Origin of the sequence: Jannaschia seohaensis (genome assembly GCF_900116765.1) — a bacterium.
In the GTDB taxonomy this organism is placed as follows: domain Bacteria; phylum Pseudomonadota; class Alphaproteobacteria; order Rhodobacterales; family Rhodobacteraceae; genus Jannaschia; species Jannaschia seohaensis.
Genome location: NZ_UETC01000004.1, coordinates 79,588 through 97,372, shown reverse-complemented (window position 1 = coordinate 97,372; position 17,785 = coordinate 79,588). Strand labels below are relative to the sequence as shown.

Below are 17,785 nucleotides of genomic sequence, written 5' to 3'. Positions count from 1 at the left end.
TTCGTTCCGCTAGACTAAACGCCCAAAGGGTTAAAGCGGCATTAACGCATCCAGTCTAAGCAGAAAATTGACCCTGCGTCGTCCTTTATGCGGCTTTGTCTCGCAAGATGCTCAGATGGAAGCCATCGGCACCATCCAAAGGCGTGCAGGCCCAGCGCCGCTCCAGCCGCAAGCCGTGACGGGCCAGGGCCGCGTCGGCGCGGGCGTCGTTCTCCTCCCGCAGGAGGGAGCAGGTCATGTAAGCGATCCAGCCTCCGGGGCGGAGCAGCGACACGGCCCGATCCAGGATGGCGTCCTGTGTCCGTGTGAGTTCGGCCAGACGGTCGGGATCGAGCCGCCACTTCGCCTCGGGCGCGCGCCGCCAACTGCCGGAGCCGGAACAGGGCACGTCGCAGACGATCGCGTCGAAGGGCGCGGCCGCACTCGGATCGTCGACCATCTCGATAGACGCGCCGGCCCGCGCGGCGCGCGCCGGGATGTCCCGCATCCGGGCGCGGTCGGCGTCATGCGCCGTCACCCGTGCGCCCCGCGCGGCCAGAGCCAGCGACTTGCCCCCGCCGCCAGCACAGAGGTCCAGGACATGCGCCCCGGTCATGTGCGGCAGCTGGGCGACTAGGGCCTGCGACCCGGCGTCCTGCATCTCGAACAGGCCCTCGGCAAAAGCGACGCCGCCCGTGAGCCCGCGCGCGGATCCCGTCACTTCCAACGCGTCGGGCGCAAGCGCATGCGGGGCGGTTTCGACCCCCTCGGCGGCAAGCCGCTCGGCCAGGGCGTCGCGGGTTATCCGAAGCCGGTTGGCGCGCAGCACCACGGGCGCGCGGTTACGCAGATGCGCCAGCACCGGCGCGGCATCCTCCCCGAGGGAGGCGCGAAACCGCGGCAGCAGCCAGTCGGGACAGTCCTGCGCCACAGCCTCGGGCATGGGCCCATCGGGCGCCGCCGCGTCCCACCGGGCGGGGGCATGGCCCTCCCCGGTGAAGAGCGTCGCGGGATCCTCCCCGCGCCCGATCAGCAGCCCAGCCATCACGGCCCGGCCATCCAGCGCCGCGAAGGGGCGGTCGCCCAGCCCCCCGAGCCACGCCGCAGACCGGAGACGCCGCAGCGCGTCGAACACGTGATCGCGCACGGCCGCGCGGTCCTTGGACCCGGCATAGCGCGCGCCGCGGGCCCAGCCGGTCAGCGCCCGCTCCGCCGCCGCGCCCGCGAAAACGCGGTCGAGAACCTCGATGGCGGCCTGAACGCGCGCGCCGGGGGTCATCCGGCGCGGTAGTTCGGGGCTTCGCGCGTGATCTGCACGTCGTGCACATGGCTTTCGCGCAGGCCCGCCCCCGTGATCTTCACGAAGCGGCAGTTGCCCCGCATTTCCTCGACAGTCGCGCAGCCGGTATAGCCCATCGCCGCGCGCAGGCCGCCGACCAACTGGTGGATCACCGTGCCGGCCGGCCCCTTGTAGGGCACCTGCCCCTCGATCCCCTCCGGCACCAGCTTGTCCGACGCCGCGTCCTTCTGGAAGTAGCGATCGGCCGAGCCCCGGGCCATGGCGCTGAGCGAGCCCATGCCGCGGTAGGACTTGAAGGAGCGGCCCTGGTAGAGGATCACCTCGCCCGGGCTCTCGTCGGTGCCCGCGATCATCGACCCGACCATCGCGCAGGAGGCCCCGGCGGCGATGGCCTTGGCGAAGTCGCCCGAATACTTGATGCCCCCATCCGCGATCACCGGAATGTCGCCCGCGGCGCCGGCGCTGTCCATGATGGCGGTCATTTGCGGCACGCCCACGCCGGCGACCACCCGCGTGGTGCAAATCGAGCCCGGGCCGATGCCCACCTTCACCGCGTCCGCGCCCGCATCGATCAGCGCGCGCGTGGCCTCGGCGGTTGCGACGTTGCCGGCGACCACTTGAACATCGTTGGACAACCGTTTGATTCGGTTTACAGCGTGACCGACTCCCTCGGAATGGCCATGGGCGGTATCGACCACGATCAGGTCGCAGCCCGCATCGATCAACGCCTCGGACCGCTCGAAGCCGGCATCGCCGACGGTCGTCGCGGCCGCGACGCGCAGACGGCCCAACTGGTCCTTGCAGGCCTGGGGGTTGAGCACCGCCTGCTCCAGATCCTTGATCGTCATCAGCCCGGTCAATTTGCCCTGCGCATTGACCACCAGCAGCTTTTCGATCCGCCGGGCGTGCATCAGGCTGCGCGCCTCCGCGGTGTCCACGGGCTCCTGCAGGATGGCGAGATTCTCGGAGGTCATCATCGCCTGGACCGGCGTCGCGTCGTCGGTGGCGAAGCGCATGTCCCGGTTGGTCACGATGCCAACGACGCGGCCATCGCGCACGACCGGGAAGCCGGTGACGCGGTAGCGCTCCATCATCGCCTTGGCATCGGCGAGCGTCTGGTCGGGGGTCAGGGTGATCGGGTTGTAGACCACCCCGCTCTCGAAGCGCTTGACACGGCGGACTTCTTTCTGCTGGGCGTCGAGGTCAAGATTGCGGTGGATCACGCCCATTCCGCCGGCCTGCGCCATGGCGATGGCCATGCGCGACTCGGTCACGGTGTCCATCGCCGAACTCAGCAGCGGGATGTTGAGCGTGATCGACTTCGTCACCTTGGTGCGGATGTCGGCGCCGCCGGGCAGCACCCGGCTTTCGCCCGGGACCAGCAGCACGTCGTCGAATGTGAGGGCCTCTCGAATCTCCATGGGGGGTCTCCTGCGGCGATATCGGTTGGCGCGTTCCTGTCTCACGGGCGGCGGCCCGGGGCAAGCACGCGGTTGGACCTGCAGCGAGGGTCCGCTAGGTGACTTGGTCCGACAATGAGGATCAAGATCATGCAACGTCGCCGCTTTCTCGCTCTTCTTCCCGCCGCGCTGGCCGCCGCCTGCACCGGCCCCACCGGCACGGCGCTGACCCGGGCGGAGCGCAGCGCCTTGCGCATCGCCGCGTTCCGGGTCGATTCCAGCGCGGGCGACTTCCGAAACGGGGGGCCGGAGTATCGCAATCGAATCGTGGTCGATCTCGCCGAGGCGCTGCGGCGCGAGTTCTCGGACCGGACCGATCCGTCGGGCTGGATCATGCAGGCCGAAATCGGGGTGCTCGACGTGGTCGGCGGCACCGCGACGGCGACCGGGCGGGGTCAGTCGCAGCTCTCGGCGACGCTGCGGCTGATCGACCAGGGCGGGTCGCTTCGGGCGTCGGTGCCTCTGACCGTCACGGCCGGCGCGGCCCGCGAGACGCTGACCGGCACGGCCATCGGCGCGCTCACCGGCGGGCGCGACCGGTTCTACGGCAACCTGCTGGAGACCTATGCCCGCGATGCCCGCACGCTCGTGCTGGGCGAGGATCTGCCGGGGGAACGGCTGGTCCGGCGGACGCGGGACATGACCGGAAGCTGAGGCGCGGGCGGAGCGTTCGGAGGGGGCTCTGCCCCCGCCCTTCGGGCCCCCCGAGGTATTTTGGGCAAGATGAGGGGCCTTAGCCCCGCCGGGTCCAGCCCCAGAGGCAGATGAGCTCCATCAGCACATGGGCGCCCGCGATGGCGGTGGCGCCGGTGGTGTCATAGGGCGGCGAGACCTCGACCACGTCGCCGCCGATCAGGTTGATCCCCGCGAGATCCCGCAAAATCGCCGCCGTTTGGCCGGAACTCAGCCCGCCCCAGACGGGCGTCCCGGTCCCGGGCGCGAAGGCCGGGTCGAGGCAGTCGATGTCGAAGGTCAGGTAGCAGGGCCGGTCGCCGACGAGTTGCTTTACCTGGGCCGCCACGGCGCCCGGCGCGGCCTCGTGAACGGCGCGCGCATCGATCGTCGTCACGCCCAGCGTGTCGGGGTTCACCGTGCGGATGCCGATCTGGACCGAGGTGGCGGGATCCACCACGCCGGTCTTCACCGCCTTGTAGAACATCGTCCCGTGATCGATCCGGCTCATGTCGTCGTCGGGCCAGGTGTCGGAATGGGCGTCGAACTGGATCAGCGAGATCGGGCCGTGACGCTCAGCCTGGGCCTGAAGGATGGGGAAGCTCACGTAATGGTCGCCGCCGATGGCGAGGCAGCCGGCCCCTTGCTCCAGGATGCCGCGGATATGGTCGCGCAGCGCCTCGGGGAAGGCCGCGACCTTAGCGTAATCGAAGCCGAGATCGCCGTAATCGGCGATGGCGAATTCGTCGAGCGGGGAATAGCCCCAGTAATAGGGCGGATCGAAGGGTTGCAGCGTCGATGCCTCGCGCACCGCGCGGGGGCCGAAGCGGGCGCCGGGCCGATGGGTCACCGCCTGATCGAAGGGAATCCCCGTGATCGCTAGGTCGTAGCCCGTCAAGTCCTTGGTATAGCGCCGCCGGAACGCGCTGGTCACGCCGCCGAAGGCGTTCTCGAAGGCGAGGCCCCTGGGGTCGTCCCGCGTCACCCCCATATCGACCTGATCGCGCGCGTCCTGCAGGGCCATGGCTTGTCTCCTCCGGTTTCGGCCCGGTCTGCCGTGCGCGCCCAGCCGGGCGCAAGCCCCCTTCGCGCTTCGCGCTCGACACCGCCGACCGATCGGCTATCTGGCCCGGCATGGACACTCTTCGCGACCGCTTCATTCAGGCCATGAGCCGCGCCGCCGCCACCGTCAGCGTCGTCACCACCGATGGCCCGGCGGGCCGCGCGGGGGTCACGGTCTCGGCCATGACCAGCGTCAGCGCCGATGGCGACGCGCCGACCATGCTCGTCTGCATCAACAAAGGCGCCTCGGCGGCCGATCCCATCCGACGGAACGGCGTCTTCGCGATCAACGTGCTGGAGGCCGGGCAACAGGATCTGGCCGATCTCTTCGCCGGTCGTGGCGGCGCGTCGGGCGCGGCGCGCTTCGCCGGGCTCGCCACCGAGACGCTGGAGACCGGCGCGCCGATCCTGCCCGGGCTCGCCGCCTTCGATTGCGAGGTGCAGGATATCGACCCGATCGGGACGCATCTGGTCATCATCGGCGCGGTCCGCGCCGTCCGCTCCTCCGAGACCGGGACGCCGCTGATCTACGGGATGCGCAGCTACCTTCGGGCGGAACGCGCCTGAGCAGGGGGCTCGCGCCCGCTTGACGCGGCGCGCACCGCGCCGCATCACGCCTGACATGCCGACCGGAACGCTCCATATCGATCTCGAAGCCATCGCCGCCAACTGGCGCGCCCTCGACGCGATGTCGGCGCCCAGTTGCGAGACGGCGGCGGTGGTCAAGGCGGACGCCTACGGGCTGGGCCTGACCGCGGTGGCGCCCCGACTCGCGCGGGAGGGGGCGCGGGCTTTCTTCGTCGCGACCGTGGAAGAGGGGCTGGCCCTACGCCGGACCCTCGGGCCGGAGCCGCGCATCTACTGTTTCTACGGGCACATGGCTGGGGACACGACCGACATCCAGCGCGCCGATCTGGTGCCGATGCTCTGCTCGGTCGACCAGCTCACGCGCCATCTGGAAGCGTTGCCCCGCCATCCCTTCGGCTTGCAGCTCGATAGCGGGATGAACCGGCTGGGGCTGAAGGAGGCGGAATGGGCGGCCGTGTCCGATATCGCGCTGGAGGCGGGGCCGGTGCTGCTGACCTCGCATCTGGCCTCCTCGGACAACCCCTCCAGCGAGCAGAACGCGGCGCAACTGGCCGTCTTCCGGCGCATGACCGACGGGATCGACGTGCCCCGCAGCCTGGCGGCCACCGGCGGCACGCTGCTGGGGCCGGCCTATCATTTCGACATGGTCCGGCCGGGCATCGGCCTCTATGGCGGGCTGCCTTACGCCAAGGCGGAACCCGTCGTCGCCCTGGAGCTGCCGGTGATCGCCTGCTTCGACGTCGCCCGCGGCGAGGGCGTGGGCTACGGCGCCTCCTGGATCGCACCCGCCGACGCGCGCATAGCGACGGTGGCGGGGGGCTATGCCGATGGGCTGCACCGCGCCTTGCAGCCGGGGCTCGATGTGATGGCAGGCAAGGTGCCCTGCCCGGTCGTCGGGCGCGTCTCCATGGATCTGCTGACCGTCGATATCAGCCATCTGGACAGCGACCCCGAGCATGTCTCCGTTCTGAGCCCGCATCACGGTGTGGACATGCTGGCGGAGCAGGCGGGGACGATCGGCTATGAGATGCTGACCTCGCTCGGACGGCGATACCAGACCAAGTATCGGGGGCTCTAGGCCCGGCCCGCCGGCCGCAACTGGCGGACGGGCCTCTGACCCCGGCGGCTTTCTCCCGATTTCCGGGTGAATTCACGGTGAATTTGACAAATGTCTATCAGGGCCCCGGGGGGTCTCTGCTATCCTATGTCCTAAGCAACGGAGGAACCTTCAACTGGACCAGGAAGGGGTTGGGCCATGACCGAGTCATCATCGCATGTTGCCGTCTTCGTCTCTGCCGTGCAGTCGTTCTGCGCCTTTCTGCTGATCCTCGCCACGATCGCGGTCCTGGGCACCTCCGCCGCCGCGGCCGTTGGCGTTCTTCCATGGCTCGACATCCCGGTCTCTTTCGGAGGCACCGAAGTGCCCGATGCCGGGATGTATGTGCAGATCGGGCTCGGGTTGCTCCTGATCGTTCTGATCGGTTTCCTTCCGGCCAACGCCCGCATGCGCCGGCTGGAGGTCACGAACCGCGATTTCCGCATCTCGATGGCGGACGTGGCCCAGGCTTACCACTACGTCCATCAGGCCGACCGCGAGGGCACGTTCCAGCTGAGCCGCGAGTTCGACGCCATGCGCGAGCGGATCGAATGGATGCGTCACCATCCCGACCTGGCCGAGTTGGAATATGACGTTCTCCAGGCGGCGGCCCAGATGTCGGTCGAAAGCCGGGACCTGGCCCAAATCTATTCCACCGAAAAGGTGGAGCGGGCCCGGTCCTTCCTGCGCGAGCGGCAGCGCGAGGTCGAACAGTATCGCCAGCGCATTTCCATGGCCCAGGCGACAGTGGGCGAGATCAAACGCTGGATGCAGGCCGTCTCCGTCGAGGAAGGCCTGGCCGAAAAGCAGATCGAACGCCTGCAGAAGGACTTGGCCGAGGTGACGGACGCGCTGAAGCTGACCGGCCACGACCGGCCGAAGAACATCGTCGGCATGCGCCGGCGCGAGGGACGCGGTGGAGATCAGATGGCGACCCCGGCCGAATGATCTCCCGCGAGAGACGGGCCTCTCCCCTGCCCGTCCGAAGGCCCGGCGCTGCCACGCCGGGCCTTCGTCTTTCCAAGGGGCGAAGTGCGCCGTCAGGCTCGATGAGCGGCCAGCGTGCTTGCCTTCCCGGACCGGATGGACCAAACCGGGAACATGGCAAAGCCCGTGACACAATTCGCCTGCACCGAATGCGGCACGATCCACAAGAAATGGACCGGCCGCTGCGACGGTTGCGGCGCCTGGAACACCATCCAGGAGGAGGTGCCCCTGTCCCAGGGCCCTTCCAAGAAGTCGCTGGGCGGGATGAAGGGCAAGCGCATGGCGCTGACGGACCTCCAGACCGAGGAGGCGCCGCCACCGCGAACCCTCTCGGGCCTGGGAGAGCTGGACCGTGTCCTCGGCGGCGGCCTCGTGCCCGCTTCCGCCACGCTGGTCGGGGGCGATCCCGGCATCGGGAAGTCGACCCTGCTGCTCCAGGCCGCCGCAGCCTTCGCGCGGGCGGGAGAACAGGTCGTCTACATCTCCGGCGAGGAGGCGACGGCCCAGGTGCGGATGCGGGCCCAGCGGCTGGGCCTGGGCGATGCGCCCGTGCGGCTGGCCGCCGAGACCAACCTCCGCGACGTGCTGACCACGCTGGAGGCCGAGAAGCCCGCCCTGGCCATCATCGACTCGATCCAGACCATGTGGGTCGACACCGTCGACAGCGCCCCGGGCTCCGTCGCCCAGGTCCGCGCCTCCGCGCAGGAATTGACCAGCTTCGCCAAGCGCTTCGGCACTGCGGTCATCCTGGTGGGCCATGTCACCAAGGAGGGGCAGATCGCCGGTCCCCGCGTGGTCGAGCACATGGTCGACACGGTGCTCTATTTCGAGGGCGAGCGCGGGCATCAGTTCCGCATCCTGCGCGCGGTCAAGAACCGGTTCGGCCCGGCGGACGAGATCGGCGTCTTCGAGATGACCGGCGGCGGTCTGGCCGAGGTCGCCAACCCTTCCGCCCTGTTCCTCGGCGACCGGGAGGCGCCTGCGCCCGGCACGGTGGTCTTCGCCGGGATCGAGGGGACGCGCCCCCTGCTCGTCGAGATCCAGGCCCTGGTCGCGCCATCGCAACTCTCGCAGCCCCGACGCGCGGTGGTGGGCTGGGACGGCTCGCGGCTGAGCATGATCCTCGCCGTGCTGGAGGCGCGGACCGGGATCTCCTTCGGCGGGCTCGACGTCTACCTGAACGTCGCCGGCGGCATCCGCATCTCCGAGCCCGCCGCCGATCTCGCGGTCGCCTGCGCGCTGCTCTCGGCGCGTGAGGATGCGGGCGTGCCGCCGGAAACCGTGGTCTTCGGGGAACTGTCGCTCTCGGGGGCCCTGCGCCCGGTGGCCCAGGCCGAAAATCGCTTGAAGGAAGCCGCAAAACTTGGTTTCACCGCCGCGATGGCCCCCAAGGGCTGCAAGACAGGGGATGCGGGGGGGATGTCCCTGCGGCTGCTGCCCGACCTGACCACCCTTGTGGGCGAGGTGTTCGGCGCGGCCTGACGTCCCCGAAGGTGCGACGGAAGGACGGACATGGAAGGCTTTACCATCGTCGACGGGGGCGTCGCGCTGATCATCGTCGTTTCGGCGATCCTCGCCTATTCCCGGGGCCTGATCCGTGAAGGCATGGCGATCGTCGGCTGGATCGCGGCGGCGATCCTGGCCTTTACCTTCGCCGGCGCCGCGGAGCCGCTGGTCCGCGAAATCCCCTATGTGGGCGATATTCTCGGCGAAAGCTGCGAGTTGGCGGTGATCGCGGCCTTCGCGCTCGTCTTTGCGCTGGCGCTGGTGGTTGCCTCCATCTTCACGCCGCTTCTGTCGTCGGCGGTTCGGCATTCGGCCCTGGGTCCGATCGATCAGGGCTTGGGCTTTCTCTTCGGGGTCCTGCGCGGAGTGCTTCTGGTCGCCGTCGGCTTCGTCGTCTACGACCGCGTCATCGTAAACGAGGGCATCCCCTCCGTCGAGGAGAGCCGCTCCGCCACGGTCTTCTCGCGCGCCCAGGCCGCGCTCGAGGCGCAGATCCCCGAGGACGCGCCCAGCTGGATCGTGCAGCGCTATGAGGCGCTGGTTGGCGAATGCGGCACTCCGGTCGAAACGGCGCCGGTGGTCGGCAACTGAGTTCTCGCGGCACCGCGCGGCCCATCCGGTGGATGTGTCCGGGTGCCGGGCGTGGCCCCACCCCTCTGACGGACAGCCCCGCACCGATGCAGCCCCTCCGCGACCGCTCCTCTCAGGATCCTCCTGCCGGGCCCGGCTTCGGCCTCAGCCAACGACCTGTCGGACGCCCGGCCGCGAACCCGGCCTTCCGATCCGCAGCGCGGCGGGGTGACAGGGGCCGTTGCAATGGTTATGTGACGGCCAACGCGAAGCCTCCACCGCGAGTCCCCCCATGTCCGATCTCACCTGGCGAAGCACTCCCTTCGACGATGACAAGCTGCGCGAAGAATGCGGCATTTTCGGCGTCGTCGGCGTTGCCGAGGCCGCAAATTTCACCGCGCTCGGCCTGCACGCGCTGCAGCACCGGGGCCAGGAGGCGGGCGGCATCGTCGTCCATGACGCAGAGCACGGGTTCAACTCCGTCCGCCGCTTCGGCTATGTCCGCGACAACTTCACCTCGCAGGATGTGATGGACATGCTGCCCGGCACGGTCGGGATCGGCCATGTCCGCTACTCGACCGCCGGGTCCAAGGGCGCGACCGCGATCCGCGACGTGCAGCCCTTCTTCGGCGAGTTCGCCATGGGCGGCGCGGCCATCGCCCATAACGGCAACATCACCAATGCCGACGCGCTGCGCCGCGAGCTGATCGAGCGCGGCTCGATCTTCCAGTCCTCCTCGGACAGCGAATGCATCATCCATCTGATGGCCCGGTCGCTCCAGCGAAACATCCCAGAGCGGATGAAGGACGCGCTGCGCAGGGTCGAGGGCGCGTTCAGTGTCATCGCCATGACCCGGACCAAGCTGATCGGTGTGCGCGACCCGCTGGGCGTGCGCCCGCTGGTGCTGGGCCGCGTCGGCGAGGGTTGGGCGCTGTCCTCCGAGACCTGCGCCCTCGACATCATCGGCGCCGAGTTCGTGCGCGAGATCGAGCCGGGCGAAATGGTCGTGATCACCTCCGAGTCGGGCGTCACCTCCTATCGGCCCTTCGAGCAGAAGCGCCCCCGCTTCTGCATCTTCGAGCATGTCTATTTCAGCCGTCCCGATTCCATTCTCGGCGGCCGCTCGGTCTATTCCACGCGCGAGGCGATTGGGCGGGAACTGGCCAAGGAGGCGCCGGTCGAAGCCGATCTGGTCTGCCCCGTCCCCGACTCGGGTACACCGGCCGCGATCGGCTTTAGCCTCGAATCGGGCATCCCCTACGCGATGGGAATCATTCGCAACCAGTATATGGGCCGGACCTTCATCGAGCCGACGGAGTCGATCCGGAACATGGGCGTCCGGCTCAAGCTGAACGTGAACCGGGCCCTGATCCGGGGCAAGCGCGTGATCCTGGTGGACGACTCGGTTGTGCGCGGCACGACCTCCCGCAAGATCAAGGAGATGATCCTGGATGCCGGCGCGAAGGAGGTGCATTTCCGCATCGCCTCCCCGCCGACCGCCTGGCCATGCTTCTACGGGGTCGACACGCCGCAGCGCGAGAAACTGCTGGCCGCCTCCATGTCCGAGGAGGAGATGCGGCGGCATCTCGGCGTCGACTCGCTCCGCTTTATCTCGCTGGACGGCCTCTATCGGGCCGTCGGAGAGGCCAAGGGCCGTGATCCGAACGCGCCGCAATACTGCGATGCCTGCTTCTCGGGGGAGTATCCGGTGGAACCCGCCGACCAGCTGGAGAAGGGATTTCGGCTGAAAGCGGCGGAATAGGCGGACTCGCCTATTCTTCGATATCATATCCGAGCTGCTTTCCCTATGGTTGTGGGGCCAACAAGCTCGATGGTGCCATGCCGATCCGCCTTCGCCGCCATCACGTCCTCTGCGCGGTGACCTATGACGGTCAGGGCTACACCGATGCGTTCGTGGCAAACACCTCCCGGATCGCGTACGGAGAGCTTGGCGGCCCTGCCGGTGACGGGAAGGAGATCCTGATCACCTCCAGCGCCGACGTGATCTGCGCGTCCTGCCCACATCGCCGTGGCCTAGGTTGCAGCACGAACGACATGATCGATGGGCTCGACCTCATGCACGGGGCCGTGCTCGACCTCGATCCAGGGGACCGGCTGAGTTGGGAGGAGTGCCGGACACGTGTCCTGGACAGGATCGTGCCCCAGGATCTCAACACGCTTTGCGCCGGATGCAGTCTGTTGCCGAGCGGGTCCTGCCAAGCATCGCTGGCCCGACAATTGTCGTCAAAAAACAAGGGCCGCCCGAAGGCGGCCCCGGAAGCTGGCTGAGCGGCCGCCTCAGCGGCGGGACTGCATCCAGGTCAGGACGCCGGAGGCGAGAAGCCCCGCGATCACGGCCTTGACCAAATCCCCGACCAGAAACGGCGTCATGAAGGCCGCGGCAAGCGGTCCGAAGGCGAGATCCGCCCCCCAGACCGGAACACCCAGCGCGCCGGCCACGCCCATCGGCCAGGCGAGGCCCGGGACATAAAGCGCGAGCGACGCCGCCACGGCGACCGCCGAGAGCCCCACGGGCCCGGTGAGCCCACGGTCACGGGCGAGACCGGCCAGGAAGGCCAGCCCGACAAAGCCGACGAGGAACCCGGCGGTCGGCCCGAAAAAGGCCGCGCCGTTCCCGAAATTCGCAAAGACGGGCAGACCGATCGCGCCCTGGGCGAGATAGGTTACCAGAGTGATCGCGCCCAGACGCGCGCCCAGCGCAAAACCTACGCCCAGGATGGCGAGGGTCTGGAGCGTCATCGGCACTGGATAGAAAGGAATACTGACCTGCGCGGCCAGGGCGATCACCAGCGTACCGGCCAGGACATAGGCGGCCTGCCGGGACAGGGACGGGCGCTGCGTCGCCTGAAGGTTGGGGGTCATGACGGGATCCTCGGCGCGTTGTTTCGGCACGGGTTCTTTTCCGCGCCGCCGCCCGGGGTGTCAACTTGATCCCGCTCTCGGGACATGGCAGGCGGCGCAGGACTGCAGGAGAGCCCTATGGACAGACCCGATCTTGCGCTCGTGACCGGCGCGTCCCGAGGCCTGGGCGCCGCCTTGGCCGAAGCCCTGGCCGCGCGCGGCACCCATGTCGTCGCCGTCGCGCGCACGCAGGGGGCCTTGGAAGAGTTGGACGACCGAATCCAGGCCGCCGGAGGCGCCGCGACCCTGGCCCCGATGGACGTGACCGATCCCGGTGCGATGCAGCATCTCTGCCGGGGCATCCATGACCGCTGGGGCGCGCTGCCGCTGTGGATCCACACGGCGGTCCACGCCCCGCCGCTGACGCCCGCGCCGATGATCTCGGAAAAGGACATGGAAAAGACGGTGGCGGTGAACATCGCCGCGCTGGCCCGGCTGATCCCCTATGTCGCGCCGCTGCTTCAGGCAGCCGGGGGCGGCACGGCGGTGTTTTTCGACGACGACCGGCCGCTGAAATTCGCCGGGGCCTATATGGCCAGCAAGGCCGCGCAGCGGGATCTCGTGCGCGCCTGGCAGGCGGAATCCACGACGCCGAACGCCCCCCGGGTTCACCTCCTGACGCCGCGCCCGATGGCGACTGCGGTGCGCGCGCGCTTCCATCCTGGCGAGAATCGCGACGCGCTGGCCTCGCCCGCCGAGGAGGCGTTGCGTCTGCTGGCTGAAATCGGGCTCGACTGAGGCCGGCGCGCGCCTCCGGGCGGTTAGCCGAGGGCGACCGCCCCCTCCAAAGAACCACTCGCACCCGCCGGCACGCGCGGGGGTCGGCGCCCCCAGCCCGAGCCGGAGGGCGCCGCCACGTCCGATCAGCTGGCGGAGCGCTCCGCGCTCTGGGCGGCCAGGGCTTCGGCCCGGTCCGCGAGGGCTTTCAGTCGGGCCAGCGCCTCGTCCGAGATCGTCTCCACGATCTTCTCGACCTCGACGACCTTCTCGACCTCGACCGGCACCTCCTTGATCACTTCGACCGGCTCGGGGGTCGGCTGCGCCTGAAGCTCGTCCAGGAGGCGCGTCTGCTGGGCCAGGCGGCGGTCCATCGTGCGCAACTCCTCCTCGGCGGAGATCGACTTGTCGGCCAGCATCAGCCCGGCCATCAGCAGCATCCGGTCCGGCGTCAGGCGCGATCCCGCCTGAACCAGTTGCTGCGCCTCGCGGTCGAGCAGGGCCGCGGCGGCGGAGAGATAGGATTCCTCGCCATCCTGGCAGGCGACGGTGAAGGCGCGACCGCCGATCTCGATGGTGACGTCAGGCATGGGCGGGCTCCAGCAGCGGTTCCAGGTCGGTGAGCAGGGCCTTCATCTCGGCGAGGTCCAGGGCGCGGGCGGCGCGCAGGGCGTCCACCTCGGCGAGCAGCGCCGCATCGGCATCGCCAGTGCCGCTGCGCAGACGCTCCACCTCGGCCGTCAGTGCGTCGAGCGCGCCGCGCATCCGCTCGGTCTCGTCTCCGGCGATGGCCTCGGGGGCGGCGGCCGCGGCGGCCTGTGCCTCCGCAAACGCCTCTTGCACGCTCGCAATCTCCGCCTTGGCGCCTTCCAGCTCATCGGCGAGGGTCTCCGCCCGCGCCTCGGCGGCAGCCTGGGCCGCGCGTGCCTCGGCAAGCTCGCCGGAGAGATCCGGCGCAGCCTCCGGAACGTCCACCGACTGGAGCGCCGCTTCGAGCCGCGCGAGCGTCGCCTCCAGCTCCGCCTGATCCACCATCCTGCTCTCCCGTGTTTTTGACAGGGTTTTGCGCACAGAATCGCAATCCGGGCCCGGAGTCAAAGGCCCGTGGTCGTTCGAAGCCTTGCGCGCTTAACGCAGCCTGCTTAGGAACGCGCCACCCACGATCGCCCGGAGACCCCTATGTCCGACGCTGCTCAGACCCCCGATCTCGACGCCCTGCGCACGGCAAACCCGGCCCATTGGCGCCGGGCCACCGCAATCCGCACCTTGACGCTGGACGCCGTCGCCGCCGCCAATTCGGGCCATTCGGGCATGCCGATGGGCATGGCCGATGTCGCCACCGTGCTGTTCGAAAAGCATCTGAAGTTCGACGCCGCCGCGCCGAACTGGCCGGACCGGGACCGCTTCGTGCTATCGGCCGGGCATGGGTCGATGCTGCTCTATTCGCTGCTCTATCTGACGGGCTACCCGGAGATGACGCTGGACCAGCTGCGCAACTTCCGCCAGCTGGGCTACGTGACCGCGGGCCACCCCGAATGGGGCCACGCGCCCGGGATCGAAACGACCACCGGCCCGCTGGGCCAGGGCATCGCCACCGCCGTCGGCATGGCCATCGCCGAGGAAGTGCAGCGCGCGCGCTACGGCAAGAAGATCGTCGACCACTACACCTATGTGATCGCCGGCGACGGCTGCCTGATGGAGGGGGTCAGCCAGGAGGCCATCGCCCTCGCCGGCCGCCAGAAGCTCTCGCATCTGATCGTGCTGTGGGACAACAACGGCATCACCATCGACGGCAAGGTCTCGCTGTCGGACGCGACCGACCAGAAGATGCGGTTCGCGGCGTCCGGCTGGCATGTGCTGGAGGTCGATGGGCATGACCCGGCGGCCATCGACGCCGCCCTGACCGAGGCGCGCAAGAGCGACCGTCCGACGATGATCGCCTGCAAAACCCATATCGCCATCGGATCGAGCGCGCAGGACACTTCCAAGGGCCATGGCGCGCTGACCGATCCGACGCTGATCGAGAACGCCAAGCGCGCCTATGGGTGGGATTACCCCGCCTTCGAGATCCCTGCGGACCTCAAGGCCGAGTGGGAAGAGATCGGACGGCGCGGCGCGGCGGCGCATGCGGAGTGGCAGGCGCGGTTCGACGCGCTCGGCTCCGGCAAGAAGGCAGAGTTCGAGCGGGCGCTCTCGGGCGCCGCGCCCAAGCGGCTCTCGGCCACGATCAAGGCGCTAAAGCGCCAACTGGCCGAGACGCAGCCCAAGGTCGCCACCCGCAAATCGTCGGAGATGGTGCTGGAGGTCGTCAACCCGATCATGGCCGAGACCATCGGCGGCTCGGCCGACCTGACCGGCTCGAACAACACGCTGACCGAGGGGCTCGGCATGTTCAGCCCCGAGGACCGCAAGGGCCGCTACATCTATTACGGCATCCGGGAACACGGCATGGCCGCCGCGATGAACGGCATGGCTTTGCATGGTGGCGCAAGGCCTTACGGCGGCACCTTCATGTGCTTCACCGATTATGCCCGCCCGGCGATGCGGCTGTCCGCGCTGATGGGCGTGCCGGTGACCTATGTCATGACCCATGACTCGATCGGCCTCGGCGAGGACGGGCCGACGCACCAGCCGGTGGAGCATCTGGCGATCAGCCGCGCCACGCCGAACATGAACGTCTTCCGCCCCGCCGACACGACCGAGACGGCCGAAGCCTGGGAACTGGCGCTGACTTCGGAGCGGACGCCCTCCGTGCTGTCGCTCACGCGGCAGGGCATCCCGACCGTGCGCAAGGAGGCGACGAACAAGAACCTGGTCGCCCAGGGCGCCTATGTGCTGGCCGAGGCCGAAGGGAAGCGGATGGCGATCCTGCTCGCCACCGGCTCCGAGGTGTCCATCGCGCTGGAGGCGCGCGAGCTGTTGCAACAGGACGGAATCGGGACGCGGGTCGTCTCGATGCCGTGCTGGGAACTGTTCGAGCAGCAGGACGAGAAGTACCGCAAGCGCGTCCTGCCCGCCGGGCCGGTCCGCGTCGCCGTCGAGGCGGGGTGCCGCATGGGCTGGGACCGGTGGCTCTGCGGCGAGCGGGGACGCCCGAACAAAGCAGCCTTCGTCGGCATGGAGAGTTTCGGGGCCTCCGCGCCCGCCGAACAGCTCTACGAGCATTTCGGCATCACCGCGCAGGCGGTGGCACAGGCGACGCGGGACCTGCTCTGATCCGGCGGCCGGCGGGCACGCCTTTCCGCCGCCGCAATCGTCATTGAAGAGGGAAGGGTATGGCTGCCCCCGCCCTTCCCTCTCCGCCGCGTCTCAGGACAGGTATTTTCATCGACGGCGACAACGTCTCGTCGAGCTATGCGTCGCGCCTTCTTGCCGGCCATACTGAGCGCCCGCGCGTCGTCCGGGTCTATGGCAGCGACGCGGCCCTCAGGGGTTGGGCGGCTCATGGCGCCTTCGAGCCGATCCTCTCCGCCGCCGCCACGCCGTCCCGCAATGCGACCGACATCACCCTCGCCCTGGACGCGCTGCACTTGACGATGACCGAGGGCCTTGGGGTGGTTGTCCTTGTCTCCTCCGACGGAGATTTCACGCCGCTCGCCCGGATGCTGCGGCGGTTGGGGGTCGATGTGAGAGGGATGGGCGAGACCAAGACGCCGAAGACATTTCAAGCCGCCTGCACGCGGTTCGAGCCGCTATCGCACAAGCCACCGTCCTCCGTACCTGCGGCCTCGACCGACGATGACGCGATCGTCGCGGCGGTGCGGGTGGTGCTCGAGAGCGAGTGGAAAGTTCTCAGCCGTCTCCAAGGAGGTGAAGGCCTCTCATGGCTACGACAAGGCGCACCCGGCGATCGGGCAATGGTTGAAATGGTTCAAGGCCCATTCCGACCAGTTCGAGATCGTCGAACGCGATGGAACCACGAAGGTGCGGCAGCGGCCCTAATGCGCCTTTGCATCCTCGTCGCCCAGCAGACCGCCGATCCGCGCCGCGACCGGCATCACCGCAAAGCCCAGCCCGATCCCGATGATCCCGTCGATCAGCGCCGTCACCGCCCATTCAACTACGCCATTCCCCTGCCCGACCGCATGGGCCGCGCCGTGGATCAGCTCGTAGGGGAGATGTAGCCCCATCTCATGCAGCGCATGCACGATGATGTTGCCGCCGACCCAGAGCATCGCCGCCGTCCCGACGACCGTCAGGGCCTTCATGAAGCCCGGCATCCCGCGCACGATCATCTCCCCCAGCTTACGCCCGGCTGCCGTCCGACCCTCGTTGGCCAGATGCAGGCCAAAATCGTCCGCCTTCACGATCAGCGCCACGGCGCCGTAAACGGCGGCCGTGATGGCGACGGCGATCAGAGCCAGAATCACGCCCTGGTAGATCACGCCGCCCTCGGGCGTGGCGGCGAGCGCGATGGTCATGATCTCGGCGGAGAGGATGAAATCGGTCTTGATCGCCCCTTTGACGCGCTGCTCCTCCAGATGGGCGGCGTCAAGGGGCGTATGTTCGGGGTCCTGGATCTTGGCAAGGCTGGCGGGCTGCTTGGGACTGAGCCAATGGTGGAGCTTCTCCGCGCCTTCGAAACACAGATAGAGCCCGCCCAGGATCAGGAGCGGCGGAATCAGCCAGGGCGCGAAGCTGCTGAGCAGGAGCGCGATGGGCAGCAGGATCACGATCTTGTTGAACAGCGAGGCGCGCGCGATCTTGAGGACGATCGGGATCTCGCGGGCCGGGGCGAAGCCGTGGACATATTTCGGCGTCACCGCCGCGTCGTCGATCACCGCACCAGCGGCCTTAACCCCGGCCTTGGTCGCCTGACCGATGACGTCATCGACGCTGGCCGCCGCCACTTTCGAGATGGCCGCCACGTCGTCCAACAGGGCTAGAAGTCCGCTCATGCAGGCTGTTCCTCGCTCAAGGGTCTCG

At 68.8% G+C, this 17,785-nt stretch carries 18 protein-coding genes and 1 pseudogene; 12 read left to right on the top strand and 7 right to left on the bottom strand.

Annotated elements, in window-relative coordinates:
- Positions 1 to 85: 85 nt before the first annotated feature.
- Both DTQ71_RS10735 and guaB read right to left on the bottom strand, forming a co-directional pair.
- Entirely contained in the window at positions 86 to 1,258 is a 1,173-nt protein-coding gene (locus DTQ71_RS10735; protein ID WP_109564298.1) for an RsmB/NOP family class I SAM-dependent RNA methyltransferase, read from the bottom strand.
- A complete protein-coding gene (guaB, locus tag DTQ71_RS10730) occupies positions 1,255 to 2,700 on the bottom strand; it encodes an IMP dehydrogenase (protein WP_109564297.1) in 1,446 nt (481 codons plus the stop codon). Before guaB ends, DTQ71_RS10735 begins: the two co-directional genes overlap by 4 nt.
- 114 nt (positions 2,701 to 2,814) lie before the next feature.
- Here guaB and DTQ71_RS10725 point away from each other — a divergent pair, with 114 nt between their 5' ends.
- Positions 2,815 to 3,393: a hypothetical protein gene (locus DTQ71_RS10725; protein ID WP_109564296.1), complete on the top strand. Its 579-nt coding sequence runs from the start codon at positions 2,815 to 2,817 to the stop codon at positions 3,391 to 3,393.
- A 79-nt stretch (positions 3,394 to 3,472) separates the two neighbouring features.
- Here the strand turns inward: DTQ71_RS10725 and speB are convergent, their stop codons facing one another.
- Positions 3,473 to 4,435, bottom strand: coding sequence for an agmatinase (gene speB / locus DTQ71_RS10720; protein WP_109564295.1), 963 nt, complete (start codon positions 4,433 to 4,435; stop codon positions 3,473 to 3,475).
- Between the two features lie 110 nt (positions 4,436 to 4,545).
- Here speB and DTQ71_RS10715 point away from each other — a divergent pair, with 110 nt between their 5' ends.
- The 7 genes from DTQ71_RS10715 to DTQ71_RS10685 all read left to right on the top strand — a co-directional run bounded on the left by DTQ71_RS10715 (position 4,546) and on the right by DTQ71_RS10685 (position 11,509).
- A complete protein-coding gene (locus DTQ71_RS10715; protein WP_109564294.1) occupies positions 4,546 to 5,040 on the top strand; it encodes a flavin reductase family protein in 495 nt (164 codons plus the stop codon).
- A 55-nt stretch (positions 5,041 to 5,095) separates the two neighbouring features.
- Positions 5,096 to 6,139 (top strand): alanine racemase, encoded by a 1,044-nt coding sequence (gene alr / locus DTQ71_RS10710; RefSeq protein WP_109564293.1) that lies wholly within the window; start codon positions 5,096 to 5,098, stop codon positions 6,137 to 6,139.
- 177 nt (positions 6,140 to 6,316) lie between these two features.
- Entirely contained in the window at positions 6,317 to 7,105 is a 789-nt protein-coding gene (locus tag DTQ71_RS10705) for a DNA repair protein (protein WP_109564292.1), read from the top strand.
- A 153-nt stretch (positions 7,106 to 7,258) separates the two neighbouring features.
- A complete protein-coding gene (radA, locus tag DTQ71_RS10700; protein ID WP_109564504.1) occupies positions 7,259 to 8,626 on the top strand; it encodes a DNA repair protein RadA in 1,368 nt (455 codons plus the stop codon).
- A 30-nt stretch (positions 8,627 to 8,656) separates the two neighbouring features.
- Entirely contained in the window at positions 8,657 to 9,241 is a 585-nt protein-coding gene (locus tag DTQ71_RS10695; RefSeq protein ID WP_109564291.1) for a CvpA family protein, read from the top strand.
- Between the two features lie 271 nt (positions 9,242 to 9,512).
- Positions 9,513 to 10,982 carry an amidophosphoribosyltransferase gene (gene purF / locus DTQ71_RS10690; protein ID WP_109564290.1) on the top strand — a complete coding sequence of 490 codons (1,470 nt, stop codon included), beginning with the start codon at positions 9,513 to 9,515 and terminating at the stop codon, positions 10,980 to 10,982.
- Positions 10,983 to 11,059: 77 nt separating this feature from the next.
- Positions 11,060 to 11,509, top strand: coding sequence for a DUF1284 domain-containing protein (locus tag DTQ71_RS10685; RefSeq protein ID WP_109564289.1), 450 nt, complete (start codon positions 11,060 to 11,062; stop codon positions 11,507 to 11,509).
- A gap of 9 nt (positions 11,510 to 11,518) precedes the next feature.
- On the opposite strand, the gene DTQ71_RS10680 is transcribed toward DTQ71_RS10685, so the two are convergent.
- Positions 11,519 to 12,103: a biotin transporter BioY gene (locus DTQ71_RS10680; protein WP_109564503.1), complete on the bottom strand. Its 585-nt coding sequence runs from the start codon at positions 12,101 to 12,103 to the stop codon at positions 11,519 to 11,521.
- 117 nt (positions 12,104 to 12,220) lie between these two features.
- Between DTQ71_RS10680 and DTQ71_RS10675 the strand changes: the two genes are divergently transcribed.
- On the top strand, positions 12,221 to 12,880 hold the full coding sequence (locus tag DTQ71_RS10675; RefSeq protein WP_109564288.1) for an SDR family NAD(P)-dependent oxidoreductase: 660 nt from the start codon (positions 12,221 to 12,223) through the stop codon (positions 12,878 to 12,880).
- Between the two features lie 125 nt (positions 12,881 to 13,005).
- Here the strand turns inward: DTQ71_RS10675 and DTQ71_RS10670 are convergent, their stop codons facing one another.
- The gene (locus DTQ71_RS10670; protein WP_109564287.1) at positions 13,006 to 13,449 is read right to left on the bottom strand and encodes a cell division protein ZapA; all 444 of its coding nucleotides are present in this window, start codon (positions 13,447 to 13,449) and stop codon (positions 13,006 to 13,008) included.
- On the bottom strand, positions 13,442 to 13,894 hold the full coding sequence (locus DTQ71_RS10665; RefSeq protein ID WP_109564286.1) for a hypothetical protein: 453 nt from the start codon (positions 13,892 to 13,894) through the stop codon (positions 13,442 to 13,444). Before DTQ71_RS10665 ends, DTQ71_RS10670 begins: the two co-directional genes overlap by 8 nt.
- A gap of 144 nt (positions 13,895 to 14,038) precedes the next feature.
- On the opposite strand from DTQ71_RS10665, the gene tkt reads away from it, so the two are divergent.
- The 3 genes and pseudogenes from tkt to DTQ71_RS24605 all read left to right on the top strand — a co-directional run bounded on the left by tkt (position 14,039) and on the right by DTQ71_RS24605 (position 16,801).
- Entirely contained in the window at positions 14,039 to 16,075 is a 2,037-nt protein-coding gene (gene tkt / locus DTQ71_RS10660) for a transketolase (protein WP_109564285.1), read from the top strand.
- 59 nt (positions 16,076 to 16,134) lie between these two features.
- Positions 16,135 to 16,539 (top strand): annotated as a pseudogene (locus tag DTQ71_RS24890) (NYN domain-containing protein); the annotation flags it as partial.
- Between the two features lie 130 nt (positions 16,540 to 16,669).
- Positions 16,670 to 16,801 (top strand): hypothetical protein, encoded by a 132-nt coding sequence (locus DTQ71_RS24605; protein WP_281271236.1) that lies wholly within the window; start codon positions 16,670 to 16,672, stop codon positions 16,799 to 16,801.
- Here DTQ71_RS24605 and DTQ71_RS10650 read toward each other — a convergent pair.
- On the bottom strand, positions 16,798 to 17,757 hold the full coding sequence (locus DTQ71_RS10650; protein ID WP_109564283.1) for a DUF808 domain-containing protein: 960 nt from the start codon (positions 17,755 to 17,757) through the stop codon (positions 16,798 to 16,800). The two genes, DTQ71_RS24605 and DTQ71_RS10650, sit on opposite strands and share 4 nt — an antisense overlap.
- Positions 17,758 to 17,785 lie beyond the last annotated feature (28 nt).